Annotated in this window: 21 protein-coding genes and 1 pseudogene; 7 read left to right on the top strand and 15 right to left on the bottom strand. The window is 46.4% G+C overall.

Going from position 1 to position 25978, the window contains the following annotated elements:
- Positions 1-519 (bottom strand): type 1 glutamine amidotransferase domain-containing protein, encoded by a 519-nt coding sequence (locus MTN95_RS14720; protein WP_059291650.1) that lies wholly within the window; start codon positions 517-519, stop codon positions 1-3.
- A gap of 242 nt (positions 520-761) precedes the next feature.
- On the opposite strand from MTN95_RS14720, the gene MTN95_RS14715 reads away from it, so the two are divergent.
- Positions 762-5138, top strand: coding sequence for a multifunctional 2',3'-cyclic-nucleotide 2'-phosphodiesterase/3'-nucleotidase/5'-nucleotidase (locus tag MTN95_RS14715; RefSeq protein WP_248338743.1), 4377 nt, complete (start codon positions 762-764; stop codon positions 5136-5138).
- A 34-nt stretch (positions 5139-5172) separates the two neighbouring features.
- Here MTN95_RS14715 and MTN95_RS14710 read toward each other — a convergent pair whose 3' ends face one another.
- The 6 genes from MTN95_RS14710 to MTN95_RS14685 all read right to left on the bottom strand — a co-directional run bounded on the left by MTN95_RS14710 (position 5173) and on the right by MTN95_RS14685 (position 12539).
- Positions 5173-5838 carry an NAD(P)H-dependent oxidoreductase gene (locus MTN95_RS14710; protein ID WP_105991358.1) on the bottom strand — a complete coding sequence of 222 codons (666 nt, stop codon included), beginning with the start codon at positions 5836-5838 and terminating at the stop codon, positions 5173-5175.
- 138 nt (positions 5839-5976) lie between these two features.
- Positions 5977-6693, bottom strand: a complete 717-nt coding sequence (treR, locus tag MTN95_RS14705; RefSeq protein ID WP_024120578.1) for a trehalose operon repressor — start codon at positions 6691-6693, stop codon at positions 5977-5979.
- A 20-nt stretch (positions 6694-6713) separates the two neighbouring features.
- A complete protein-coding gene (treC, locus tag MTN95_RS14700) occupies positions 6714-8402 on the bottom strand; it encodes an alpha,alpha-phosphotrehalase (RefSeq protein ID WP_248338741.1) in 1689 nt (562 codons plus the stop codon).
- 73 nt (positions 8403-8475) lie between these two features.
- Positions 8476-9888 (bottom strand): PTS system trehalose-specific EIIBC component, encoded by a 1413-nt coding sequence (gene treP / locus MTN95_RS14695; protein WP_105991356.1) that lies wholly within the window; start codon positions 9886-9888, stop codon positions 8476-8478.
- A gap of 707 nt (positions 9889-10595) precedes the next feature.
- Positions 10596-12011: an alanine/glycine:cation symporter family protein gene (locus tag MTN95_RS14690; RefSeq protein ID WP_248338738.1), complete on the bottom strand. Its 1416-nt coding sequence runs from the start codon at positions 12009-12011 to the stop codon at positions 10596-10598.
- A gap of 135 nt (positions 12012-12146) precedes the next feature.
- Positions 12147-12539: a DnaJ family domain-containing protein gene (locus tag MTN95_RS14685; protein WP_059291655.1), complete on the bottom strand. Its 393-nt coding sequence runs from the start codon at positions 12537-12539 to the stop codon at positions 12147-12149.
- Between the two features lie 255 nt (positions 12540-12794).
- Between MTN95_RS14685 and ltaS the strand changes: the two genes are divergently transcribed.
- Positions 12795-14741, top strand: a complete 1947-nt coding sequence (ltaS, locus tag MTN95_RS14680) for a lipoteichoic acid synthase (protein ID WP_248338736.1) — start codon at positions 12795-12797, stop codon at positions 14739-14741.
- 34 nt (positions 14742-14775) lie between these two features.
- Here ltaS and nagE read toward each other — a convergent pair whose 3' ends face one another.
- A complete protein-coding gene (gene nagE / locus MTN95_RS14675) occupies positions 14776-16134 on the bottom strand; it encodes an N-acetylglucosamine-specific PTS transporter subunit IIBC (protein ID WP_248338734.1) in 1359 nt (452 codons plus the stop codon).
- 169 nt (positions 16135-16303) lie between these two features.
- On the opposite strand from nagE, the gene map reads away from it, so the two are divergent.
- The 4 genes from map (at position 16304) to MTN95_RS14655 (ending at position 17997) form a co-directional block, all read left to right on the top strand.
- The gene (gene map / locus MTN95_RS14670; protein ID WP_024120572.1) at positions 16304-17053 is read left to right on the top strand and encodes a type I methionyl aminopeptidase; all 750 of its coding nucleotides are present in this window, start codon (positions 16304-16306) and stop codon (positions 17051-17053) included.
- Between the two features lie 72 nt (positions 17054-17125).
- On the top strand, positions 17126-17440 hold the full coding sequence (locus MTN95_RS14665) for a DUF3243 domain-containing protein (protein WP_059293843.1): 315 nt from the start codon (positions 17126-17128) through the stop codon (positions 17438-17440).
- 105 nt (positions 17441-17545) lie between these two features.
- Positions 17546-17701, top strand: coding sequence for a hypothetical protein (locus tag MTN95_RS14660; protein WP_010333377.1), 156 nt, complete (start codon positions 17546-17548; stop codon positions 17699-17701).
- A 158-nt stretch (positions 17702-17859) separates the two neighbouring features.
- Positions 17860-17997, top strand: coding sequence for a YflJ family protein (locus MTN95_RS14655; protein ID WP_003239885.1), 138 nt, complete (start codon positions 17860-17862; stop codon positions 17995-17997).
- Positions 17998-18034: 37 nt separating this feature from the next.
- Here the strand turns inward: MTN95_RS14655 and MTN95_RS14650 are convergent, their stop codons facing one another.
- Entirely contained in the window at positions 18035-18700 is a 666-nt protein-coding gene (locus tag MTN95_RS14650) for an MOSC domain-containing protein (RefSeq protein ID WP_248338732.1), read from the bottom strand.
- Positions 18701-18767: 67 nt separating this feature from the next.
- Here MTN95_RS14650 and MTN95_RS14645 point away from each other — a divergent pair, with 67 nt between their 5' ends.
- Entirely contained in the window at positions 18768-19043 is a 276-nt protein-coding gene (locus MTN95_RS14645) for an acylphosphatase (RefSeq protein WP_059293845.1), read from the top strand.
- Here MTN95_RS14645 and nosA read toward each other — a convergent pair.
- The 6 genes and pseudogenes from nosA to MTN95_RS14615 form a co-directional block, all read right to left on the bottom strand.
- Positions 19034-20125, bottom strand: coding sequence for a nitric oxide synthase (gene nosA, locus MTN95_RS14640; protein WP_059293846.1), 1092 nt, complete (start codon positions 20123-20125; stop codon positions 19034-19036). The genes MTN95_RS14645 and nosA overlap by 10 nt on opposite strands.
- Before the next feature lie 121 nt (positions 20126-20246).
- A complete protein-coding gene (locus MTN95_RS14635; RefSeq protein WP_248338730.1) occupies positions 20247-21041 on the bottom strand; it encodes an MBL fold metallo-hydrolase in 795 nt (264 codons plus the stop codon).
- 55 nt (positions 21042-21096) lie between these two features.
- On the bottom strand, positions 21097-22398 hold the full coding sequence (citM, locus tag MTN95_RS14630) for an Mg(2+)/citrate complex secondary transporter CitM (protein ID WP_248338728.1): 1302 nt from the start codon (positions 22396-22398) through the stop codon (positions 21097-21099).
- Between the two features lie 198 nt (positions 22399-22596).
- Positions 22597-23556, bottom strand: a complete 960-nt coding sequence (locus tag MTN95_RS14625; RefSeq protein ID WP_105954815.1) for a tripartite tricarboxylate transporter substrate binding protein — start codon at positions 23554-23556, stop codon at positions 22597-22599.
- A 2-nt stretch (positions 23557-23558) separates the two neighbouring features.
- On the bottom strand, positions 23559-24239 hold the full coding sequence (locus tag MTN95_RS14620) for a response regulator (protein WP_059293850.1): 681 nt from the start codon (positions 24237-24239) through the stop codon (positions 23559-23561).
- A pseudogene (locus MTN95_RS14615) lies at positions 24211-25843 on the bottom strand (sensor histidine kinase). Before MTN95_RS14615 ends, MTN95_RS14620 begins: the two are co-directional and overlap by 29 nt.
- Positions 25844-25978: the final 135 nt, after the last annotated feature.

Here is a 25978-nt window from a genome sequence, read left to right as displayed (position 1 = left end):
TTATTTTTCAAGCAGTGCCAAAGATTCGCGGTTAAATGCAGGAATGTCATCCGGCGTGCGGCTGGTGACCAATTGATTTTGGCAAACCACGACTTCCTGGTCGACGACATTGGCCCCCGCGTATTCCATATCTACACGAATGGACGTATAGCCTGTCGCTTTTCTGCCTTCCAGCGCTTTAGCAGTAATCAGCAGCTGCGGGCCGTGACAAATCGCAAATACCGGCTTTTTGTCCGTCATAAACGCTTTTGTAAACTGGACGAAACGGTCATCGGCACGAAGCTGGTCAGGTGAAAAACCTCCCGGAATTAATAGCGCGTCAAAGTCGGAAGGGTTTACGTCATCAATGGACGCATCGACTGTGACTTGCGCATTTCCCTGCTTGCCTTTTACGGTTTTCCCTTTTTCATTTTCAATAACGGTCAGCTCATGCCCCGCTTCTTTAAATGCTTTTGCTGGTTCAGTATACTCGCTGTCTTCGAAATAATCTGTCAGCACAACTGCGATTTTTTTACCCATGATTGATAACCTCCCCCTTAATATGTCTACATAAAACACTCTACCCCAGCCACAATATAATAAACATTTTGCAGAGCTGACATACGATAAGCATAATGACCCAATTCACATCACCCAAAGATGATACATAATACTTATTTTTCTCCCTTTTACAATAATCATAAAGAAACATCTACAAATGCTTACAAAATATTCTTACAATAGAACCAGTAACACAAATTTCGTTGAAAGGTGGAGAACTGGTGAGAATACAGAAAAGACGAAAAGACGTCAGTAACATTCTCCGTATTCTGCTGCCCCCAATTATGATACTTAGCCTAATCCTCCCAACACCGCCCATTCATGCAGAAGAAAACACGGCTCCTCAAGTGAATCTCAGTATTTTGGCTACAACTGATATTCATGCCAACATGATGGATTACGATTACTACAGCGACAAAGAAACGACAGAATTCGGGCTTGCCAGAACGGCACAGCTGATCCAAAAGCACCGCGAGGAGAACCCAAACACCCTGCTCGTGGATAACGGTGACTTGATTCAAGGAAATCCGCTGGGCGAATACGCAGTGAAATACGAAAAAGACAACATTATCTCCGGTGCAAAAACCCACCCGATTATCAGCGTCATGAACGCGCTGAAGTATGACGCAGGAACACTTGGCAATCATGAATTCAATTATGGGCTCGACTTTCTTGACGGCACGATCAAAGGAGCCGATTTTCCGATTGTAAACGCCAATGTTAAAACAACTGGCGGCGAACACCGTTATACGCCGTATGTCATTAACGAGAAAACAGTCACAGATGAAAACGGAAACGAACAGAAGATCAAAGTAGGCTACATAGGTTTTGTCCCGCCGCAAATCATGACCTGGGACAAAAAGAATCTCGAAGGACAGGTTCAGGTGCAGGATATCGTCGAATCTGCCAATGAAACGATTCCGAAAATGAAGGCAGAAGGCGCGGATGTCATTATTGCCCTTGCCCACACCGGTATTGAAAAGCAGGCGCAATCGTCAGGTGCAGAAAACGCCGTTTTTGACCTGGCCACGAAAACAAAGGGCATTGATGCGATTGTCTCGGGCCATCAGCACGGACTCTTCCCTTCCGCAGAATATGCGGGTGCCGCTCAGTTTGATGTTGAAAAAGGAACCATTAACGGCATTCCGGTCGTCATGCCAAGCAGCTGGGGCAAATACTTAGGCGTCATTGACCTCAAGCTTGAAAAAACAGACGGCTCGTGGAAGGTCGCAGATTCCAAGGGCAGCATCGAATCAATTTCCGGCAGCGTCACATCCAGAAACGAAGCCGTCACAAAAGCCATTCAGCAAACACATCAAAATACGCTGGAATATGTCAGAAAGCCTGTCGGAAAAACAGAAGCCGACATTAACAGCTTCTTTGCACAAGTCAAGGACGACCCTTCTATTCAAATTGTGACAGATGCGCAAAAATGGTACGCGGAAAATGAAATGAAGGATACCGAGTATAAGGATCTTCCGATTTTGTCAGCAGGCGCGCCGTTTAAAGCCGGCGGCAGAAACGGAGCCAATTACTATACAAACATTCCGGCCGGGGATCTTGCGATTAAAAACGTCGGAGACTTGTATCTGTATGATAATACCCTCCAGATCGTGAAGCTGACCGGCAGCGAAGTGAAGGACTGGCTCGACATGTCAGCTGGCCAATTTAATCATATCGATACGTCAAAAGGCGGCGATCAGGCCTTGCTGAATGAGAATTTCCGCTCCTACAACTTTGACGTGATTGACGGCGTTACCTATCAGGTCGATGTCACAAAACCGGCTAAATACAACGAAAACGGAAAAGTGATTAACGCGGATTCAAGCCGGATCATCAACCTTTCCTATGAAGGCAAACCGATCAGCCCGAGCCAGGAATTTCTCGTAGTCACGAACAATTACCGCGCCTCCGGCGGCGGCGGTTTCCCTCATCTGACGAGTGATAAGATTGTCCATGGCTCCGCAGTTGAAAACAGACAGGTACTGATGGATTACATTATTGAACAGAAAACATTAAATCCAAAAGCCGACAACAACTGGTCGATTGCACCGGTTTCCGGCACGAATTTGACGTTTGAATCTTCGCTTTTAGCCAAGCCTTTTGCGGACAAAGCCGATGATGTCGCTTATGTGAGACATTCTTCAAATGAAGGCTATGGCGTGTACAAGCTTCAATTTGACGACGATTCAGATACCGATCCTCCTGAAGGCGGATTATGGGATCTTACCGTCATGCATACAAATGATACGCACGCGCACCTTGATGACGCAGCCAGACGAATGACGAAAATCAGCGAAGTAAGAAACGAAACAGACCGCAACATCCTGCTTGACGCGGGAGATGTGTTTTCCGGCGACCTGTATTTCACGAAATGGAACGGTTTAGCCGACCTGAAACTGATGAACATGATGGGTTATGATGCCATGACCTTCGGAAACCACGAATTTGATAAAGGTCCGTCTGTGCTTTCTGATTTTCTCAGCGGGAACAGCACAACTGTCGATCCGGCGAATCGCTATCACTTTGAAGCGCCTGATTTCCCAATCGTCAGCGCGAATGTGGATGTATCCAATGAACCTAAGCTGAAATCATTTGTCAAAAAGCCGCAGACCTTTACTGCGGGAGAAAAGAAAGAGCCGGGCATCCATCCGTACATTCTGTTAGACGTTGACGGTGAAAAAGTCGCCGTGTTCGGACTGACAACAGAAGACACAGCCACAACATCAAGCCCGGGCAAAAGCATTGTATTTAACGACGCATTTAAAACTGCGCAGAACACCGTGAAAACGATTCAGGAAGAAGAAAAAGTAAACAAAATTATCGCGCTCACCCACATTGGGCATAACCGCGATCTTGAGCTAGCCAAAAAAGTGAAAGGCATTGACTTGATCATCGGCGGACACACCCACACTCTCGTGGACAAAATGGAGGTCGTGGAAAACGACGAACCGACTATCGTGGCACAGGCAAAAGAATACGGCCAATTCTTAGGGCGTGTCGATGTCGCGTTTGATGATGACGGCGTCGTTCAAACTGACAAATCAAATCTAAGCGTACTGCCGATTGATGAGAATACTGAAGAAAACGCGGGAGCAAAAAAAGAGCTCAACAAGTTCAAAAAAGAATTAGAGGACGTCAAAAATGAAAAAGTCGGCTACACGGATGTAGCCCTTGACGGCCAGCGTGAGCATGTGCGCACGAAGGAAACCAATCTCGGGAACTTCATCGCGGACGGAATGCTTGCAAAAGCGAAAGAAGCAGCCGGCGCCAGAATAGCGATAACAAATGGCGGCGGCATCAGAGCAGGCATTGACAAAGGCGATATCACTCTCGGCGAAGTACTGAACGTGATGCCGTTCGGCAACACGCTTTACGTGGCTGATTTGACCGGAAAACAAATCAAAGAAGCTCTTGAACAAGGATTAAGCAATGTGGAGAACGGAGGCGGGGCCTTCCCTCAGGTGGCTGGAATTGAATATACCTTTACATTAAACAACGAACCTGGACACCGTGTTTTAGACGTGAAAATCGAATCGCCTAACGGAGACAAAGTTGATCTGAATACAGGTGATACCTACCGCGTCGCAACAAATCATTTTGTCGGCGGCGGTGGAGACGGATACTCTGTCTTTACGGAAGCTTCTCATGGTGAAGACCTCGGCTACGTAGATTATGAGATTTTCACCGAGCAGCTGAAAAAGCTTGGTGACAAGGTCTCTCCGAAAATCGAAGGACGGATCAAAGAAGTATTCCTGCCGACAAAGCAGAAGGATGGCAGCTGGACACTCGATGAAGACAAATTTGCGATTTATGCCAAAAACGCCAACAAGCCGTTTGTCTATTATGAAACGTCTGAAAGATCACAAGAGAAACCAATCAATCTAAAAATGAAAAAAGACCAGGTCAAGCTATTGAAGGATAGAGAATTAGATCCTTCCCTGACGGTGTTCAACTACTGGTACAGCATGAAGCTTCCAATGGCGAATATCAAAACCGCGAACACTGAAATCGGAATCAAATCTAAGGGAGAATTAAACGTCTCCCTATCAAATGTATATGACTTTACAGTGAAGCAAAAAGGAAAAGAAGTGAAATCATTCAAGGAACCGGTTGAGCTATCGCTTCGGATGTTTGATATTGAAGAAGCTCACACCCCTGCCATTTACCATGTCGACTGGAAAAAGAAAACTTTTACAAAGACAGAAAAGGGATCAGTTGACGATGATATGGTAACAGGTTACACAAACCACTTCAGCGAATACACGATCTTAAATTCCGGTGCTCACGATAAACCGCCGGCGTTCCCGTCCGATCAGCCGACAGGCGGAGGTGATGACGGCAAGAATGGCGGAGGGTCCGACAATCCAGGCGGAAAGCAGCCGAATGACGGCAAAGGCGGCGATCAAACACCTCCCGGCACTGTACCAACAAATGGATCGGGCGGATCGGGAACCGATGGACCGGCTGGCGGCTTGCTTCCTGACACAGCCACGTCCATGTATTCCATCCTGCTGGCCGGATTTCTGATCAGCGCACTCGGAACAGCATTATATTTGCATCAGCGAAGAAAACAGAACAGAGCGAATCAAGCATAAAAAAAAGCTGCTCGTTATCGAGCAGCTTTCGTTTTTATACCCACTTCACAACATCTTCAACTGCAGATCTTGTTTTCGGACGAGGGTCTCGCACACGGTAGCCGAACGCCACCATAACAGAAATATCAAAGCTTCCGTTTTCCAGAAGGCCTTCTTCTTCAAGAATGCGATGAATTTCATCATATTGGAAGCCTTCCACAGGGCAGGAATCAACGCCGATTTGCGCAGCGGCTGTCATCATGTTGCCAAGCGCAATATAGGTTTGTTTGGATGCCCAGTCAAACAGGGTTCTGTCGCTTTCAAGCAAATGCAAATCGTGTTTCTGGAACTCCTCTGTTTTGCTGAGATAGCCTTCATACACGTCTTGCGGCATTTGTTTTACTTCTTTTAAATGACGTTTGATGTAGTCCGCATTATATTTGATATCCTTCGCTGTACGCGCCAGAATCAGGACGAAATGGCTTGCTGTCGGAAGCTGCTTTTGCGCGCCCCATGTGTATTCGCGAAGCTTATCGCGGAATTCGGGATTTTGGACAACAACGAATTTCCAAGGCTCAAGGCCGAGTGAACTTGGAGACAGTCTTCCTGTTTCTAAAATAAATTCAAAATCGCTGTCTGATACTTTTTTATTCGGGTCAAATTCCTTTGTCGCATGTCTGAAATTGTATGCGTCCAGAATTTGTTTCTTTACATCTGCCATGTTAAGCACCTCTCCTTTTGGTTACTCTCACTTCTATTGTAGCCATTCTCATAAAAAGTAAAAGTACGCACATTTTTGTATGATAGTATCAATTTTGATACCAAGAGAAAAAAGCGCTCTGCCGCAGGCAGGCGCTCTTTATTTTCCCCGTCGCGCAAAATCGACAAACCTGAATTTGTCCAGACGGTGTCTGCTTTCCGTATATTGAAAGAGACTTGTATCCTCTAAAAAGACATAGTTTCTCACAACCACCATATGGTCATAGCCTCGTAAATCAAGCAATTCCCTGTCCTCATCCGTACACGGCTCGGCCACAATTTCTTTCTGCGCGTAACTGATCGAAAGACCAAGCTCTCCTTCAATATATTCATAAATGGAGTTTTCGCAAATTTCTTTCGTCAGGTGAGGCACATGCTTTCTGAAAAAGTAGTCCTTGTCCAAAATGACATGCTCCCCGTCAATCTTTCTTGACCTGATCACTTCCCATATGTCATCATCCGGCTGTGCCCGAAGCTGTTTTTGGATCAGATCTGACGGGGGCACCAGCCCGAATTTGTGAACGGCTGTTTTCGTTTCTTTCCCCAAAGTTTGCGCCAGTTCCTTGAAGCTGACAAGCCCAGAGACCGGAAACTGCATTTTTTCACGGTTGAGAATCACGGAGCCTTTCCCCCTGATTTTCTGGATATATCCATTTTGAGCCAGCATGTGAAGCGCCTTTCGAACCGTTTCTCTTGATGTGCCGTACTGTGCGGTCAATTCATGTTCAGACGGAAGAATCTCCTCCGCCTTCCATCGGCCGTCTTCAATTTGCTGTGCGATGTCTTTATAGATTGTGATAAATTTATTCACCTTCATTTATGACCACCCAGCTTAGTTTAGCACGGTTTTGTTAAATGATAAACAATGGACTCATACGGTCGGAGCGTCATATTCTTCAGTTCTTCTCTCTCTTCATCGTTTGTCAGAAGCACCTCTGCCTTCCACTCGCCGGGCTTCAGCGTGTCCGGCAGTGTAAAGGCTGCCTCCGTCCCGTAAAAATTATTGATGACGAGCAGCTTCTCATTTTCGCCATGTCTCATATACGCAAAAACGTTCGGATCATCCTTTGCGATCAATTCATACGTTCCCTCTGTGACAATGTCATAGGTTTTTCGGATCTGGATCAGCTTCCGGTAGTGATAAAAGACCGAGTGTTTGTCCTTCAGCGCCGCCTCGGCATTGATCTCCCGGTAATTGCCGGCGGCCGGTATCCATGGCGTGCCTGTTGTAAATCCGGCATTCGGCGTATCATCCCACTGGACGGGTGTTCTGGAATTGTCACGGGATTTTTCCTGTAAAATGGCTAAAATCTCTTTTTCCGCCATGCCTTTTTTCTTGAAGGCGTGATACATGTTCAGCGACTCGACATCCCGATAGGAGCTGATGCCGGTAAACATCGGATTGGTCATGCCGAGCTCTTCCCCCTGATAAATATAAGGCGTGCCCTGCATCATATGAATGGCCGTCGCAAGCATTTTTGCTGATTTCACCCGATATGGACCGTCATTTCCATATCTCGATACAATGCGCGGCTGATCGTGATTGCACCAGAACAAAGCGTTCCAGCCCCCTCCCGCCTGCATCTCCGTCTGCCACACGGATAAGATCTCCTTCAGCTTCAGAAAATCGAACGGAGCCAAGGCCCATTTTTCTCCGTTTGGATAATCGACCTTGAGATGATGGAAGTTAAACGTCATATCAAGCTCTTCATTGCCGGGATTTGTATATCGGATGCAATGGTCTACAGTTGTTGAAGACATCTCACCGACCGTCATGCTGTCATAATGTGAAAACACCTTTTCGTTCATTTCATGCAGAAATTCATGCACCCGCGGCCCGTCAGTGTAAAAGGTACGGCCATCATCGCCGTCTTCCGCATTCGGAAAGCGCTGGTCTTTTGAAATCAGATTAATGACGTCAAGCCTGAAGCCATCAATTCCTTTTTCAAACCAAAAATGCATCATCTCATAGACATGCTTTCTGACCTCTTCATTTTCCCAATTCAAATCAGCCTGTGTGACATCAAACAGGTGCAGATAATATTGGCCTGAGGCTTCGTCAAGCTTCCATGCCGAGCCGCCGAATTTCGATTCCCAGTTTGTCGGGGCTGTGCCGTCTTCGTTCGGGTTTTTCCATATATAAAAATCACGGTATGGGCTGTCTTTTGAAGAAATCGCCTCTCTAAACCATTTGTGCTCAGTTGACGTATGATTGACCACAAGATCCATGACGACTTTTAAGCCTCTTTTGTGCACTTCAGCTAATAAGCGTTCAAAATCTTCCATTGTGCCGTACTCTTGATAAATCGTGTAGTAATCCCGAATATCATACCCATTATCATGCTGCGGCGAGTCGTAAATCGGCGTTAGCCAAAGAACATCAACCTGAAGCGTTTTTAAGTAATCAAGCTTTTCAATAATTCCATTCAAATCGCCAATGCCGTTTCCCGTCGTATCTTTAAAGCTTTTCGGATAAATTTGATAAACCACGGCTTTTTTCCACCATGGTGTTTGTTCTGTTTTCATCTGTCTCCACCACCGTCTTTTTTAATGAAAATAGGAAAAAGGGACCGTCAAAAACACGTCCCGCTCCCCTTTGTTATTTACGTTTCAGTCGCGCATAAGCGTATGTTCCGGCAAACGGAACAATCAAGACAATCGCCATCCCGATTGCGAATGCGCCCCAGTACTGGCTCATAATCGAGAAAATGCCGGGCACGCCGCCAACACCGACGGAGCTTGCCAAAACGCCTTGAGATGAGATATACATCCCGGCCAGCCCTGAGCTGATCATCGCAATGATAAACGGAAATCTGTAGCGAAGGTTCACCCCGAATATGGCAGGCTCTGTAATGCCCAGATAAGCGGAAATGCCTGATGTTAAGGAAAGGCCTTTTTGTTTCTCATCCTTTACGATAAACATCATCGCCAGCGCCGCTGACCCTTGAGCGATATTTGACAGCGCCAGCATCGGCCATAAAAAAGTGCCTCCAAGCTTAGAGCCGATCAGCTGCAGATCAACTGCCAAAAACGTATGATGCATTCCGGTAATCACCAGCGCCGAGTATAAGCCGCCGTACAGCAGCCCGCCCAGCGCGGCAAATGAGCCGAACACCGAGATAAGCCCCGAAGTTAACACATTCCCGATCGCAAATGTGACCGGTCCGATAATGATAAAGGATGCAAAACCGGTCACGAGCAGCGTAATCGGCGCGACGACTAAAAGCTGTATCCCCTCGGGTGTCCGTTTCGTCAAAAACAATTCAATCTTGGCGAGCAAATACGAAGCGAGCAAAATCGGGAGCACCTGCCCCTGGTAGCCGACCTTCTGCACCTCAAGGCCGAAAAGATTCCATACAGGGATCTCTCCGCTTTGTTCCGCAGCGCCATACCCCCACGCATTCAGTAAATCAGGATGCACGAGCATAACGCCGAGCACAATGCCGAGGAGCGGATTGCCGCCAAACCGCTTCACCGCCGACCAGCCGATCAGCGCTGGCAGGAACGTAAAGGCCGTGCCTGCGATTAAATTGATCATATTGGCGAGATCCGCCCACTGCGGGTACACCTGCACAATCGATTTTGTACTGAAGAAAATCCCCTGCGCCGTTAAGATATTGTTGATCCCCATTAAGAGACCCGCCGTGACAATCGCCGGCAAAATCGGAATAAATATATCTGCAAGCGTTTTCACAGCACGCTGCAAAGGATTCATATTTTTTTCTGAGGCCTTCTTCACGTCATCCTTTGTTGACTCGCCAATCCCCGTTTCCTTGACCAGTTCCGCATATACTTTGTTGACTGTTCCCTGGCCGATCACAACCTGAAACTGCCCGTTTGTCGAAAACGATCCCTTTACAACATCGATTTGATCCAGCACCTCTCGGTCAACCTTGCTTTCATCTATTAACGCGAAGCGTAAACGTGTTACACAATGAGTTGCCGCTGCAATATTTTCAGCACCGCCGACTGCTTCAACAATTTGCCGTGCTGATCTGTTCAGTTCCCCCATGCCAACCCCTCCGTTTGATAACTTGTATATACAACTTATGTTTATATTGTATTCCTGTATATACATGTAGTCAACAACTTTTTATAGCGCTTTCATACTATTCGTAAAGTCATAGAATGGCTTAACAGAGAGGTTACTCTAAAAAGCTAGCAAATGTTTTGAGAGGTGAACCCTATGAATAAACACGAGAATGCCCTGCAAGTTCCTCCGTGAGCTCGAGGCCAACAAGGAAGGGCCGATTTCTCCTATCTCAAGGAAAACACTATTAACAGAAAGCTGCTCAGAGATATCGTGTTTAGAGGGTTTGACTTCGGAAATAGACTGTGCGGATTTGTTGTATATATCGAAGGAATCGTAAAATCTGAATCTATTCAGGATCACGCCCTCCTTCCTTTTTGCGGCATCTGAAGGATGAAATAGAGAAAGACGAGGAATCTCTGCCAATACGCTGTCTATTTCCAGTGTATTTGCAGAGACGAGTTTGAAACTATTATTTTGTCGACGTCAAAATGCCTGATTGTAAAAATGAAAGGCGGCTAAAGGAGAAGCATTGAAGAACCGATCGCCGAGTTCGCCATCAGAGGTTCAAGAGAGGCTTTACAGAAAGCCTCAGAGTCAATAACGCTCATTAATGTGGTGATGCGATCTTGCTGCCTTTGTTCATCTAATTGATCATCAAGAGTAAGACGATGTTGGTTCCAAAAACCCTAAGAGTTTTCAGCTTCGTTTGTCTGGTAAACAGCACTCTGTTTCGTTTTTCTTCTATCTTTCAGGTAATACTGTTCAGATGTGAAAAATTCGGTATACAGCGCTTTTACCTTCTTGCTCAATAATAACAGCGCAATCACATTCGGAACGAGAATGAAAACTAACGCTAAGTCCAGAAAACCCCAGATGGCTTTTGCTCCGCCGGCGGCACCTATGATAATAGCCGCTAAATAGACGAATTTAATGACATGTCCCGACAGCCGTCCGAATAGAAATTCAGCTTGTTTTACGCCGTAAAATATGACAACCATAATGGTCGAGACAACAAAAAAGACGAGAGAAATCGAAACGAAGTACCCTCCGCCAGATCCGAAATAATGCTGAAATGCAGCCGTAGTCAGTGCTGCTGGGTCACTTGAGGCGTTCTTCCCTGTCCAGACACCGGATGCAAGGACGACAAATGCCGTGGTGGTGCAGATGATCAAGGTGTCAATGACAATGCCGATCACAGACCAGAAGCCTTGTCTTACGGGGTGGTCAGTCATTGCCGCCGCATGTGCAATCGGCGCGGTTCCCATCCCGGCTTCATTAGAATACAGGCCGCGGGCAAACCCCCAGCGGATGGTTTTAGCCAAGGCAGCGCCTGCAAATCCTCCTGCTGCCGAAGAAGAAGTAAACGCATTCGAAAATATGAGAGAGAAAAACGCCGGAACAGATGAAAGATTCATAAGAACAATCAGGAGACCGGCTCCCGCGTATGCACCTGCCATGAGAGGCACGACAAACTCTGTTACTTTTCCGATCCGCTTTACCCCGCCAATTACAACTAAACCAATCAAAAACGCGATGCCGATTCCGGCGTATATTTTATTGAAAGAAAACGTTTCGGCAAGAGAGACTGAAACTGAATTCCCCTGAACCATTATGCTTGGAATCAGCTCTACGATCAGTGCAACAGAAAAAAACACGCCGAGCCATTTCATGCGCAGCCCTTTTGTTATGTAATACATCGGTCCCCCGACAAATTCACCCTGCTCATTTTTTTCTCTGTAATGAACCGCAAGCACACTTTCTGAAAACTTAATTGCCATAGCAAATAAGGCCACCAGCCACATCCAAAAAACAGCCCCGGGACCGCCAAACATGATAGCCGCAGGCACTCCGACAATGTTCGCCGCCCCAATCGTCGAACTGAGGGCTGATGTCAATGCTTGAAGCGGCGTAACTGTCCCCTCTCCCTTCGGCTTTTTTCCTACGCTGCCGATCGTCTGCTTCAAAATATATAAAGGATAGCGAAATTGAAAAAACTTCAGCAAAATGGTGAAGTACAATCCCGTCCCCGTCAGTAAGATAATTAGCGGCGGCCCCCACAGCCAATCAGATATACGCTCTACCCATTCTAATCGTTGTTCCATCCCATCACCCTTTCCCGTTTATGGGTCAATTCCCCACAGATAGAAAAACATAAACCTTTTAGGGCAGACAGAACTAAGTCAAATTGAGGAAGAAAGGAAGCTGTACGGGCTAAAAACATCGCCTGACAAGGAAAACTAAGTGGAAGAAGGTCTGTTTCGCCCCAGCCGCTCATATACTTGATTCTTATAAAACGATGACGCTGGTTTGGAAAACATGCCTTTTTTGTCGGCAAGCTTATCGAGCATCAGCTGCTTTTCTGATTTTTTTCTTACTAATTGCTCACGTTCCTTTTCGTCATAGCACTTGGAGATTAAATGGTTGAGGGTCATAAGCTCTTTTTTCAGTGCACCCTCATCCTCAGCCATCCCTGCATTTTTTAACATTCGGTAGCCCATCCGCAGGGATTCCGGCAAGTGGGCCGCATCATCCTTTGGCAGCGGTTTTCCCATTCCCGGCAGGTTGTCAAATTCTCCGTCTTTGATGGCGCGTTTAATCTTATCTTCAGACACAATATGAGAATAATCCATCGTCCCACCTCTTTTCATTAATGAACATATTTTATCATACAGCTGTCACAAACCATATTATTCCTTTATTTACAGTAAGAAACCTGATTTTACATCTGGCGATTTCCTAAGAAAACGTTGATTCGACGGCGTTTTTCGCCACTTTTTCCATCGGACGATTTTCACTTTTCTAATCCGCTGATTCGTGTTATATTGGATACGTTCGTTTTTTCTATCGTTTCGCTCGAACTGTGATCGGAAAAAAGGAGTGTAACAATGAAAACATTTATAAAAGAAAGAGGACTGGCCTTCTTCTTAATTGCGGTCGTCCTGTTATGGGTAAAGACGTATGTCGGTTATGTCCTGAACTTCAATTTAGGAATAGACAACACGATCCAGAAAATATTGCTTTTTGTGAATCCGCTCAGCTCAAGCTTATTCTTTCTTGGATTTGGACTTTTGTTCAAGAAAAAATTACAGCAGACAGCCATCATAGTGATTCATTTTTTAATGTCTTTTTTACTGTACGCAAACATTGTGTATTACCGATTCTTCAATGATTTTATTACGATTCCGGTCATTATGCAGGCTAAAACAAACGGCGGCCAACTCGGTGACAGCGCATTTTCGCTGATGAGACCGACTGACGCCTTTTACTTTATCGATACGATCATTCTGATTATCTTAGCGATTAAAGTGAACAAGCCTGCCGATACGTCTAACAAAAAATCATTCCGAATCGTTCTTGCGTCTTCGATTCTCGTTTTCTTAATCAACCTGGCAGTTGCGGAGTCAGACCGTCCTGAATTGCTGACGAGATCATTTGACCGAAACTATCTTGTCAAATATTTAGGAACATACAATTTCACGATTTATGACGCTGTGCAGAATGTCAAATCCAACAGCCAGCGCGCACTTGCCGATTCAAGCGACGTAACGGAAGTTGAGAACTACATGAAAGCCAATTACGATGTGCCGAACAATGTGTATTTCGGCAAAGCGGAAGGAAAAAACGTCATTTACGTTTCACTTGAATCTTTGCAGTCCTTTATCATCGACTATAAAATTGATGGTAAAGAAGTGACACCGTTCTTAAATAAACTGGCGCACGATAACGAAACGTTCTACTTTGATAACTTTTTCCACCAAACAGGACAAGGTAAAACATCGGATGCAGAATTTATGATGGAAAACTCTCTGTACCCGCTGGCTCAGGGTTCCGTTTTCGTGAACAAAGCGCAAAACACGCTTCAATCCGTTCCGGCGATTTTGAAGTCTAAAGATTACACATCTGCTACGTTCCACGGGAATACGCAGACGTTCTGGAACCGAAACGAAATGTACAAAGCGGAAGGCATAGATAAGTTCTTCGACTCTGCTTACTATGACATGAACGAAGAAAACACGAAAAACTACGGCATGAAAGATAAACCGTTCTTTAAAGAATCAATGCCGCTGTTAGAAAGCTTGCCGCAGCCGTTCTATACGAAGTTCATTACCCTGTCTAACCACTTCCCATTCGGAATGGATGAGGGGGATACTGACTTCCCGGCTGGAGACTTTGGCGACTCTGTCGTCAACAACTACTTCCAGTCAGCCCATTACCTTGATCAGTCCATTGAACAATTTTTCAATGACCTGAAAAAAGACGGGTTATATGATAAATCGGTTATCGTGATGTACGGAGACCACTACGGCATCTCTGAAAACCACAATAACGCGATGGCCAAAGTGCTTGGCAAAGATGAAATTACCGATTATGACAACGCCCAGCTTCAGCGGGTGCCGCTCTTTATCCACGCTGCCGGCGTGAAGGGCGAAAAAGTTCATAAATATGCCGGAGACGTCGATGTGGCTCCAACCCTTCTGCATTTGCTCGGAGTGGATACGAAAGACTACTTGATGTCCGGTTCTGATATTTTATCTAAAGAACACCGTGAAGTGATTCCGTTCCGTAACGGAGACTTTATATCACCGAAGTACACGAAAATATCCGGCAAGTACTATGACACAAAAACCGGTAAACAGCTTGATGAATCTGAGATCGACAAGTCAGAAGACTCATTCGTCAAGAAGGAACTCGAAATGTCCGATAAAATCATAAACGGAGACCTGCTGCGTTTCTACAACCCGAAAGGTTTTACAAAGGTGAACCCTTCCGATTATGATTACACAAAACACGGCGAGGATTCAGAGACGTCAACAGAAGACGAAGATAAATAAGAAAAAAGCAGAGAGGCCAGCCTCTCTGCTTTTTTTATTTCACTGCAGCACGTAATTCCTCTGCCGCAAACTCTACATTCGGGCCAATAATGACTTGTACTGATTGCCCGCCCGATTTGACAACTCCTTTTGCGCCTGCTTTCTTTAATAACGCTTCATTTACTAAAGACGTATCTTTTACTGTCAGTCTCAGCCTTGTCGCACAGTGATCAATCGTCTGCAGGTTTTCTTTTCCGCCAAGCCCCTTCAGCATGATGTTTTCATTGACAGACTGTGCTGTGTTCTCGTCCAGCACTTCATCCAAGTTATCATCCTCACGTCCCGGCGTTTTCAAATTCAACGTCTTAATTAAGACGTAAAACACGACAAAGTATACAGCCGCATAGCATATACCTACCAGAAGCAGCAGCAGCGGCTTTTCTGCAATTCCGTAGCTCAAAAGATAATCGATCGCACCGGCTGAAAAAGAAAATCCAGAGCGTATGCCGAGCAAATTAACGATGAATAGCGACAGTCCGGTTAAGACTGCATGCACAGCGTATAACAGCGGAGATAAAAACATAAATGCAAACTCAATTGGCTCCGTAATCCCTGTGATAAACGCAGTCAACGCAAAACCGATCATCATTCCGGCCGTTGCTTTTCGTTTTGATGGCTTCGCAGTCACAATCATTGCCAGACATGCCGCCGGAAGACCGAACATCATAATCGGGAAGAATCCCGTCATGTATGTGCCCGCTGTCGGGTCTTTAGCGAAAAAGCGCGCCAAATCACCTGTTACTCCGTTATATTCGCCGAATTGGAACCAGAAAATATTATTCAGCACGTGGTGAAGACCGAGCGGAATTAACAGCCTGTTGAATAAGCCGAATATGCCCGCGCCGATTCCGCCAAGCCCAAGCATCCACTCCCCAAACGCGTTAATTCCCGATTGAATCGGCGGCCATATCGAACCGAATATTCCTGCTAAAATGATTGTAAAAATAGCGGTGAGAATCGGCACAAGCCGTCTGCCGCTGAAGAACCCGAGATATTCCGGCAGTTTTGTATCCTTGAAGCGGTTATAGGTGTAACCCGCAATTAATCCGGCAATAATTCCCCCAAATACCGCCATGTTGTTTGCTTCATTAATCGATTTTGTTGCCGCGTCGAGCATCAGATACGAAATCGCCCCTGATAAACCCGCGGCCCCATTGCTGTCTTTTGAAATGCCGATGGCAATCCCAATCGCAAATATAAGCGGCAGGTGATCAAAAACAGCAGTTCCCGCTTGATAAACAAACGGGATATCGAATAAATCCTCCCTGCCAAGTGCAAGGATAATCCCGACTGCAGGCAAAACCGCAATCGGGAGCATAAATGACTTTCCAAGCTTTTGTAAAAATGAAAGCATACCCATCCCCCTCTTACCCTTTTTTAAAAATATACCATACAAGATATCTAGTGATCTATACCAATTTTCCCGGCATATTTCTTTTTTCCCAGGTTCGCGTGTTTCCTATTCTAGAGCCAATTGTGGTAAGCTTAAACTAGATTATTTAAAAAGAAAGCGGGAATGACAGATGATTGTAACAAACGATCAAGAATTAGAAGGCCTGAAAAAAATCGGCAGAATTGTAGCGCTGGCGCGTGAAGAAATGAAACGGAAGGCAGAGCCCGGCATGAGTACAAAAGACCTTGACCTTATCGGAAAAGCGGTGCTTGACGAGCATGGCGCTGTTTCGGCTCCGCAAAAAGAATACGACTTTCCTGGTGTGACATGCATCAGCGTAAATGATGAAGTGGCGCATGGTATTCCAAGCACATCCACTATTTTAAAAGCCGGAGATCTTGTGAACATTGATATCTCTGCTGAATTCGGCGGTTTCTACTCCGATACAGGCATCTCGTTTGTGCTCGGTGAAGGAGAAGAACGCCTTCACAAGCTATGCCAATGCGCAGAAGATGCCTTCCAAAAAGGGCTGCAGCAGGCCAAAGCCGGCAAGCGCCAAAATCAGATCGGCAGAGCCGTTTATCATGAAGCACGTTCTAAAGGATTTACCGTCATTAAAACCCTGACCGGCCACGGAATCGGCAGAAGCCTTCACGAAGCGCCGAACCACATCATGAACTATTATGATCCATTTGATAACGCGCTTTTCAAAAACGGCACAGTGATCGCACTTGAACCATTCATTTCAACAAAAGCGGAAACCATCGTCGAAGCTGGAGACGGCTGGACCTTTAAGACGCCGGATAAAAGCATGGTCGCCCAAGTTGAGCACACCATCGTCATCACCAAAGACGAGCCGATTATCCTGACAAAGCTGTAAAACACATTTCGTATGTTTAGCCTCCTCCTATTACAGGTAAAGCATCACTATTCTGCAGGAGGAGGCACTGTAATGAACAGAGATCAAGAAAAAATCCAAATTGAAAACGAAATGAATGCAATGCACGGAACAACAAAAGAAGAAATTTTAAAAGACTTTGAAGAATTTAAAGACTACCTGAAAAAACAAGTTGACCGGGGCAAAAAATTAGGATTAGATGACGGCAAGCTTGTCAAAAGCGCTGCGATCCTGGGAGACTACCTCGCAAAGCATGAAGAACCGCAAAACGGTGAAGAAATGCTGCTGCAGGAGCTTTGGCGCGTTGCGGATAATGATGAGAAAAAACATTTGGCACAGCTGTTGGTCAAATTGGTTGAGAAACAATAAATACCTAAGCCGGGCGCATGCCCGGCTTCTTTATATTGTCACAAGCCCGGCCCATCCAGATATGCTACACTAGGATTAATGTCTGTGAAAGGAGCCATTGTCCGCATGTGGTTTATTATTTTTGGAATCGTCTTTTTCATTGAAGGCATCATCATGACCGTTTTCGGCGTGAAGAAAAAAAACGGGATGCTTACATATATCGGTATTGTGTTCAGCATCATGACACTTGGCATTGTCGTGCTGAAACTCACCGGGCATTAAAGCATATTCAGCGTTTACTCCGCATATACATACAGGAAGAAAGTTCGCATCACTAGTGCGAAAGACTCAGTTTTTCCCGCATCTCTTTTCAGCATCTTTTGATAGATGTTACAATGCCAATCGTTTGGTCAATCAGATAGGGAAAGGAGTTTTCTGACATGCATTACGGCAGTAAAGGCTGGTATGTGGCAGAATTAAAAAAGCAGGGGATCACGCACCATGAAGGAAGAAAGCTTCAAAGCTATAAAACCTATTTTCTTGCCAACCTGCTTGAAACAAAGAAAAAACAATCCTGACATGGTAAAGCCGCGCACGTTTAGATGCGCGGCTTTTTTATTGAATCGGAAGCAGCCTGTCCCGTTTTTTGATAAAGGAAGATCTCCAGCTTTCCGACAATGCTTCTTCACTTAAAATCCGTTCAATGGCGGCGAGATTTTTTGTGTCATGGTATTTGATATGGTTTGCGAAATGGACGGATATGCCTTTTTCGCCTCTGGACAGCAGGTCGAGCTTGGCGCCCGGAGCAACCCTGCCCTCTTCCAGCACGCGAAAATAAAACCCCGTATATCCGGTTTGCTGAACTTTCAGCACCATATCCTTTGCACCGAACTTTTTGGCAAGCTTTATACACGGCTGACGCGGCTGGCTGACCTGAACAACGGCGTCAGCGAGCTGAAAGACATCGCCTATGCAAACGTCCTCCTCTGTCAGGCCTTGCACCGTGAGATTTTCACCAAACGCAGCGCTCGGGAGCGGTCTTGAGAGAAACTCCTCCCAAAACGGATAGTGCTCCGCCGGATAGACACAGACAGCCTTATCAGGGCCGCCATGATTGATGAGATCCGCTTGTCCGTCTCCCTCAAAATTCTCCCGATACAGCATCACTGCGGAATCTGCCGGCCGCTTCATAATGCCGGTCTCTATTTTCTTTCCGTCATATTCAAGCGTCTGCGGCTTTCCCAGATTAAGAGAAAGAACTGAATAATGAGCTGATGTCATATGAACACATCTCCTTTACAGGATATAAAATGATTGATTATCATAAAAAGAAAAGGTGGTTTTTTACATGCTTCAATATCGAATCGTTGCAGACGGCCGGGTTCAAGGTGTCGGTTTCCGCTACTTTGTTCAAGCGGAAGCCGATAAGCATAAACTCACCGGCTGGGTCAAAAACCGTGCTGACGGGCGTGTCGAGATTTTGGCCGAAGGGCCGGAAAACGCCTTGCAATCATTTCTTGAGGCCGTGAAGAAAGGCAGCCCCTTTTCAAAGGTTACCGGCATCTCTGTCACTGAATCCAGCAGTCTTGAAGGCCATCACCGGTTTTCAATTGTCTATTCGTAAGGCTTATCCTGATAAAAGTAATTCGGCTTGACGATTGAATTGTCATAAGATCGGTGAAAAATATGTGTGGAGGCGGGTGAAATCGGAGGTATCAGCCACGTCCAGTCACCCGTCAGCTTTCTGCCCGCTTCTTCCTCCTGTTCTTCAAACCGTTTAAACTGGCTTGCAGCCGTGTGATGATCCACGATGCTGACGCCGTGCTTTTTATACGAGTGCAAGACAGCTTTGTTCAATTCAACAAGCGCCTGATCCTTCCATAAATCTGTATTGTAATCAGCAGCGATGCCGATCACGGACGCCACTTTTTTTAGCATGTCGTACCGCTTCACATCTGCCAGGTTTCTTGCTCCGATCTCTGTCCCCATATACCAGCCGTTAAACGGTGCAGCATTATAATGAACGCCCCCGACTTCAAGCCTCATATCCGCAATAATCGGCACGCCGTACCATTGCAGCTTCAAGTCAGAAAACGCTTCGAATTCCGGGTGGGTCAGCGGAACTTCTATCACCAGTGAGCGGGGCAGTTCATACCAGACCGGCTGCTTGTCACCCTTCATGCGGAAAATAAGGGGAAGAAGATCAAAATCGGTCCGCTCTCCGCGCCAGCCGAGCTGCTCACAGGCTGCGGTGAGAGAACGGGAAGCAGGATCGCCAATTCTTTCTCCGTCGGATTCATATCCTGCGTACCGGATCAGCTGATGATTCCAGATCTCGACTTGCTTTTCGCCCTTCTCTTCCGGAGGGAAAATCGTAATGGTCGGCCTGATTTTCCCGTTATTTGTGGCGGTTTCAATGTGATGAAACAGAGCGTCCCGTACTTCTTCTTTTGTCCGGACGTCACGTCTGTCAATGACATTCAGCGAATTCCAGAACAGTCTGCCGATGCAGCGGTTGCTGTTTCTCCAAGCCATTTTCGCCCCGTGCGCCAGCTCTTCCTTTGTATGTACATAGCTTCCAGTCCGGTCAATCTCACTTTTAATGTCATCGAGACGGTCTTGCACTTCATCCTCCTTTCCGAGTTCCTGATAGCAATTGGCAATAAACGCTTTCGCTTCGTTCCAGAGTATTTCTTTATCTTCCAACAAACTCTCTCCTCCAAATCGCATTCATGCTTCTCATTGTATCGTTTTTGAGCGGGAAGACAAATGATTTTTCTGCATCTTCTTGGAAAAACAAATAAAAAAACACCCGCGTTTGCGAGTGTCAAAGGGATGATAAATGATGGGCCAATTCCATTAAATCACTGCGAAAGTTTCTGCCTGTCATTGGGATGCCGTGCCCGGTCAGCAGCGCTTCCGGTTCTCGTTCGGCAAGTCTTTGAATGGACTCGGCGGCCATCTCAGTGTCAGGTGTGAAATAAGCCGGCGGGCCGTGAAGCTCCTGTTTTTGAATGAAGACGTCAGCCATTTTTTCCTGTTCAACTGTAATCACCGCATCGCCGGCGACAAGCACACGGCCGTCCTCGCGGAATAATGAAATATGGCCCGGTGTGTGGCCCGGTGTTGCGATCCAGATCCACTCGTCCAAAAACGGAACAGTGCCGTCTTCAGGCAGCGCTTGAACATGAGAGGAAATATCGATCGAATGGCGCGGAAACAGAGGCGACAGCTTGGCAACCAGCCCGCTTTTGCTGTCTGGCCGCGCCGGCGGATAATCCTCTTTTCCGGTCACAAAAGGCATTTCCCGCGAATGAACATAAACAGGAACATCCCAATGCTCAAGGATCTCTTCAATGGCCCCGATATGATCAAAGTGCCCGTGTGTCAGAATAATGGCCTTCAAGTGATAGTCATCACCGAATCTTTGTTTTGCTTCGTTTAAAATCATGCCGGCTGATTGAGGCATGCCGGCATCTATTAAAATAAATGAATGAGGGTCAGAAGGATACTCAATAAAATAGACATTCGCAATTTGCACGGTCAGACCATGTACACCCTTTGCGGCCTCGAACCCAGTCCCGCTTCTGACTGAAGTCAGCGGCATATAAGGATCACTCATGAAGACACCTCCGGTACGTTGTATGCCGTTAGTGTATGTCATTCCGCCTGAATTATCATGCAGAAATCGAAATGGCACCGATCAATAAAGCGGTAACCGTCATGACGATCACGGCGAGAATCGCCCATTTCAAAGCGAATTTTTGATGATCGTCAATGGAGACTCCGACAAGCCCGACAAGCAAATGTGTAGATGGCACAAGCGGGCTCAGCATATGAATCGGCTGCCCGATAATTGAGGCTCTGGCAATTTCGACTTTATCAACACCGTATGCGACAGCCGTTTCTGATAAAATCGGCAGCACTCCGTAAAAATACGCGTCATTCGGCATGAGAAATGTGAAAATGCCGCTAGTTAAGGCTACAATCGCCGGGATCAAGCCGCCCATTTGTTCAGGAATCATCGACACAAGCGAAATCGCCATTTCGTCAACCATTTTGGTGCCTGTTAAAATTCCCGTAAAAACGCCTGCTGCAAAGATCATGGAGCCAATGGCCAGCACGTAGCTTGAATGTGCTGAAATACGCTGTCTCTGATGATCGAGGTTCGGATAATTCACAATGAGTGCAATACAGAATGCGATGACAAACAGCACCGTTAAACTGACTTTGCCTGATACTAAAAAGCCTATTAATGAAAGCGTTAATAACAAGTTAAACCACCAAAGCTTCGGCCGCTTCCACTCATCTTCAACCGCAGCGGCCGGTTCGTTGACATCGGCCGGCTGTTTCAGCTCAATCACGCCGAGTCGTTTGCGCTCCGCTTTACCCAGCACATACGCAACTGCGACCATACAAAGCATTCCGCTCGCGATCACAGGGATCATCGGCCCGGTCAGCTCAGCGGGATCGACCCCAAGCGCGCTCGCCGCCCGCGGCGTCGCACCTCCCCACGGAATCGTATTCATAATCCCCATGCCGACTCCAGCGATTCCCGCCAATATAATTGGCCGGATGCCGAGCAGCAAATAGAGCGGAAGCATCGCGCTTGTTGTAATCATATAGGTTGTGGAACCGTCTCCATCCAATGCAACAAGCATCGTAAGAACCGCTGTCCCGACAACAATTTTTAACGGATCGCCTTTGACCATATTTAATATTTTGGCAACCATCGGATCAAAAAGCCCAGTGTCAATCATGATTCCAAAATATAAAATCGCAAACATAATCATAACAGCCGTCGGCGCCACCTGCTGAATCCCCGAGATCATCATATCGCCAACTTCAGTGAACCCGAAACCGGCTATCAGCGCAAACACAATCGGCGTCAAAACCAATGCCGTCAGGACAGAAAGCCGTTTTGTCATGATCAGTACCATAAACACAAGCATCATAAGAAATCCTAAGATTGCTAACACATTCATTCCCCCTTTAAATGAATCCGCTTACATTTTATCCCCTATTCCCCTTTTGCCTTTTTGTCATCGTATGAGAAAAATGGTCTCAAGTAAATAATTTGGTTTTTTTGTATTTTTAATTTTTTAAAACCGTTTTGTTCTTTTTGGTCATTTCTAAACACAAAAAAAGCATTCCGCCTACGGCAGAATACTTTTTGCTTAATTGCCTGTCATGATGGTTTGATAAAACGCTGATTGTTCTTCAAGAAACCGTTTCGTTTCCTTGCTGTTTAAATAAAAGCTCTCCCAGTCCTGCTCGTTTATTTTCTGCTTCCATTCGGGCGAGGATGTCACCTTTTTTAATGCTTGGTCCCAGTAAGAAATCTCTTCCTCAGACATGTTTTTCGGTCCCAGCACCCCTCTCCAATGAGAGAAGACAAACGGAATGCCCTGCTCTTTCCACGTCGGCACTTTTGGAAAACCGGGCAGCCTTTTATCTGACGTGACGGCGGCTAATGTAATCTCGCCGTTTCGCTCGTACGGCTTGGCTTCTGAAACAGTCATGGAAGCTGCTTCTATCTCATGCCTGATAAGCGCCTGGATCAATTCTTCACTGCTGTCAAACTGTAAAAACTCAATGTCAAAAGGGTCAATCCCGTACATATCAGCGGCTCTGACGAACGAGAGCTGATCGTCATTGCCAAGCCCCGGAGAAAAACCGATTTTGACTTTGCCAGGATGCTTCTTGATCTCTTTCAGCACATCCTTTCCGCTTTTCAGCTCCGATCCTTTCGGAATGGCAACAGTCTGCCATTCCTTAGCGAGAATCGCCAGCGGCGTAAAATCATCAGTTTTTAATTTACTTTGTCCGAGCAGGTAATTGCTCAGGATTAAACTGGACATCATACTGATAGTCTTCCTGCCGCTTTGGTTGACATATTTCCAGCCTTTATCGCCTCCGCTCCCAGGCTTATACACAATATGAATCCCGCCTTTCATCAGCTGTTTTTGCCTGAGCACGGATTGAATCGCCTGCGCCGTTACATCCCAGCCCCCGGAAGGCTCGGCAGGCACAACGATCTCAACCGGCCCGTCCGGCAGACGTGGAGCGGCCGCCTTCCGGATGTCACCTTGCATGAAGACCAATAGACAAATGAATAGGATCACACATTTTTTCATCGCTATTCAGCCGCCAAATAATATTTTCTCTCCGGTCTGCCGATAATCCCGTACTCCAGCTCGGCTCGCGCTTCTTCCTTAGACACAAGATACTCGGCATAGCGGCGGGCTGTTGTTCGTGACGCACCCATTGCTTCTCCCAGTTCTTCCGCTGTCATTCCTCCCGCGGCAGTACACAGCGCCTCTTTAATTTTTTTCAGCGTGATCGGATTAATCCCTGTCGGCAAATCCTCCGCAGTGACAGCTCCCTTAGAGCTGCCCCCAAAAATATGGTCAATCATGGATTGGCTGACCTCCGGCTGAGACAGCAGCACCTGCCTTTTTTCTTTATACTGGAGCAGCACCTGTTTGAACTTGTCAGCCGTTACAGGCTTTATCAAATAGTTTGCGATCCCCGCCCGCAGCGCTTCCTGTAAGTGGCGGGTTTCCGTTGCGGCTGTGATGATCATAATATCCACTTCCGGAAACCGTCTCCGTATCTCTGGAATCAATGCTGTTCCGAGCTCGTCCGGCATATAAATATCCAATAGCAGCAAATCAGTTTTATGTGTCTCCAAAAGCAACATTGTCTCTTTGGCATTGCCCGCTTTGCCGATAATGCTGAATCCATCAAGCTGTTGAATCAATCTCTCATGAATTTGCGCAACCCGAAAATCATCCTCCGCAATCACGATGTGAATCAAATGGATTCCCCCTTTGTCTGTTTCTCCTTCGGTATAAAAACAGTAAATACCGCTCCCTCGCTTTTTTGATTTGCCAGCTCGATCCAGCCTCCCAGCTCACGCACTGACTCTTTTACGTTGGCGAGTCCGTAGCCTCTCTTCATCCCCTTTGAAGAGTAGCCTCTTTCAAACACCGCCTCCATTTTATCAGGCGGCACTCCCAGTCCCGTATCGGATACTTCGATAACAATATCCCGTCCGATATCTGTAATAAAACATGAAACCTCCTGTACGCTTTGATCCGCTACAGCTTCGAAAGCGTTATCAATCAAATTGCCGATAATTGTAATGAGATGGGACAAGCCGACATGAGGAGGAAGAGGCCCAAGTGTGCTGTTGTCATCGATCGACAGCTTCACCTTTTTTTCCGATGCTTTGCTCATCTTTCCTAACAAAATCGCCTGCACCTGCTGCGAATGAATATTTTGGAATAAAATATCATGCTGTTCATTTTGGATGGCGTATTCCTCTTTAATCAATTCAATCGCTTCCTCATATTCACCAAGCTCAAGCAGCCCTAAAATCGCGTATAGCTTATTAGAAAATTCATGAGTCTGGGCGCGCAGGTCCTCTGAGTATTTTCGTACCTCTGTCAGCGTGTCAATCAGCTTTTTCAGTTCTGTTTTTTCTCTGAAGCTGATAACAATTCCATACGCCTGTCCGCCTTGTGTCATGACTTTTGTATTGATAATAAAGACTTGATCGTTGACGCATACCTCCTGATTCGGCGGCATTTCTTCCTGCTCAAGCACAGACATCAGTTCTGCTCCCGGCATCACGTCATCAACAGGCACGTTCATTACAGGCTCGGGAAGCTTAAGCATCTCAGCCGCCGATACGTTCATCATCGTTACAATGCCATCACGATTGGTGGCGATAATCCCTTCCTTAATCGCCCGCAGCATCGCATTCCGCTCCCGATAGAGAGAGGCAATTTCGTGCGGTTCAAGGCCAAGCGTATCCTTTCTGATGCTTTTGGCAAGCGCGGCGGCACCGGCAAATCCAAGCAGCAGCACGAGGACAGCCATGAAGCTTAAGTCTCGCAGATGTTTCTTGATGCCTTGCTCTGTCTTGGTTTGCAGAAAATCAACGGACACGCTGCCGATCACTTGGCTGCGCCCCTGTTGTTCCTCGATAATCGGTGCGCTCCCACGGATCACCCTTTGTCCATCCGCTTTTGTCTCTGAGACGTGAGAGCCTCCAAACAGGATTTCTCTGCTTCTCGTCAGATGCTTATTTCCGCTATTGTCCGAGGCGGTTCGGACCATTCCCTTTTCATCAAGCACATAAATCGCATAAGCGCCGGTCTGTTCTTTCATTTGTTCAATGACCTCCTGCGCCTCGGCAGCTTGCCCGCCTTTCGACACGATAAGCTCCTTTGCCGGCGGCATATAGGAAATCGTTCTCGCCGTCTGTACCGCCAGCTGCTCTGCCTGTTTTCGCCCTTCTTTTGTTTGCTGAACGGCAAACGTGACTGTCAGCACGCCAATCACAAAGATCAGCAGCGCCGCAATCAACCCCATTATTTTTGTTTGCAGAGAAAAATGGAATCGCTTTTTCACCACAGCACCAGCCGTCCTTTCTACCTAGATCATACCATTTTTCGCCCGGTCATTTTCTTATTTTTCAAAATCCATTTCTTTGGTGATCAGGATCTATTATTCAGATCAAGATGTTTCCTTTTTTCATGAAGGAATCAT

This window comes from Bacillus sp. 2CMS4F, from assembly GCF_023161785.1.
Lineage (GTDB): Bacteria > Bacillota > Bacilli > Bacillales > Bacillaceae > Bacillus > Bacillus halotolerans.
This window is presented reverse-complemented; position numbering and strand designations above follow the sequence as displayed.

What these genes read in the sequence shown, in the direction of transcription:
- MTN95_RS14720 (WP_059291650.1), bottom strand. Translation starts at nt 519, where the DNA reads ATGGGTAAAAAAATCGCAGTTGTGCTGACAGATTATTTCGAAGACAGC.
- MTN95_RS14710 (WP_105991358.1), bottom strand. Translation starts at nt 5,838, where the DNA reads ATGGCAGATGTAAAGAAACAAATTCTGGACGCATACAATTTCAGACAT.
- treR (WP_024120578.1), bottom strand. Translation starts at nt 6,693, where the DNA reads ATGAAGGTGAATAAATTTATCACAATCTATAAAGACATCGCACAGCAA.
- treC (WP_248338741.1), bottom strand. Translation starts at nt 8,402, where the DNA reads ATGAAAACAGAACAAACACCATGGTGGAAAAAAGCCGTGGTTTATCAA.
- treP (WP_105991356.1), bottom strand. Translation starts at nt 9,888, where the DNA reads ATGGGGGAACTGAACAGATCAGCACGGCAAATTGTTGAAGCAGTCGGC.
- MTN95_RS14690 (WP_248338738.1), bottom strand. Translation starts at nt 12,011, where the DNA reads ATGGAACAACGATTAGAATGGGTAGAGCGTATATCTGATTGGCTGTGG.
- MTN95_RS14685 (WP_059291655.1), bottom strand. Translation starts at nt 12,539, where the DNA reads ATGGATTATTCTCATATTGTGTCTGAAGATAAGATTAAACGCGCCATC.
- ltaS (WP_248338736.1), top strand. Translation starts at nt 12,795, where the DNA reads ATGAAAACATTTATAAAAGAAAGAGGACTGGCCTTCTTCTTAATTGCG.
- nagE (WP_248338734.1), bottom strand. Translation starts at nt 16,134, where the DNA reads ATGCTTTCATTTTTACAAAAGCTTGGAAAGTCATTTATGCTCCCGATT.
- map (WP_024120572.1), top strand. Translation starts at nt 16,304, where the DNA reads ATGATTGTAACAAACGATCAAGAATTAGAAGGCCTGAAAAAAATCGGC.
- MTN95_RS14665 (WP_059293843.1), top strand. Translation starts at nt 17,126, where the DNA reads ATGAACAGAGATCAAGAAAAAATCCAAATTGAAAACGAAATGAATGCA.
- MTN95_RS14660 (WP_010333377.1), top strand. Translation starts at nt 17,546, where the DNA reads ATGTGGTTTATTATTTTTGGAATCGTCTTTTTCATTGAAGGCATCATC.
- MTN95_RS14655 (WP_003239885.1), top strand. Translation starts at nt 17,860, where the DNA reads ATGCATTACGGCAGTAAAGGCTGGTATGTGGCAGAATTAAAAAAGCAG.
- MTN95_RS14650 (WP_248338732.1), bottom strand. Translation starts at nt 18,700, where the DNA reads ATGACATCAGCTCATTATTCAGTTCTTTCTCTTAATCTGGGAAAGCCG.
- MTN95_RS14645 (WP_059293845.1), top strand. Translation starts at nt 18,768, where the DNA reads ATGCTTCAATATCGAATCGTTGCAGACGGCCGGGTTCAAGGTGTCGGT.
- MTN95_RS14635 (WP_248338730.1), bottom strand. Translation starts at nt 21,041, where the DNA reads ATGAGTGATCCTTATATGCCGCTGACTTCAGTCAGAAGCGGGACTGGG.
- MTN95_RS14625 (WP_105954815.1), bottom strand. Translation starts at nt 23,556, where the DNA reads ATGAAAAAATGTGTGATCCTATTCATTTGTCTATTGGTCTTCATGCAA.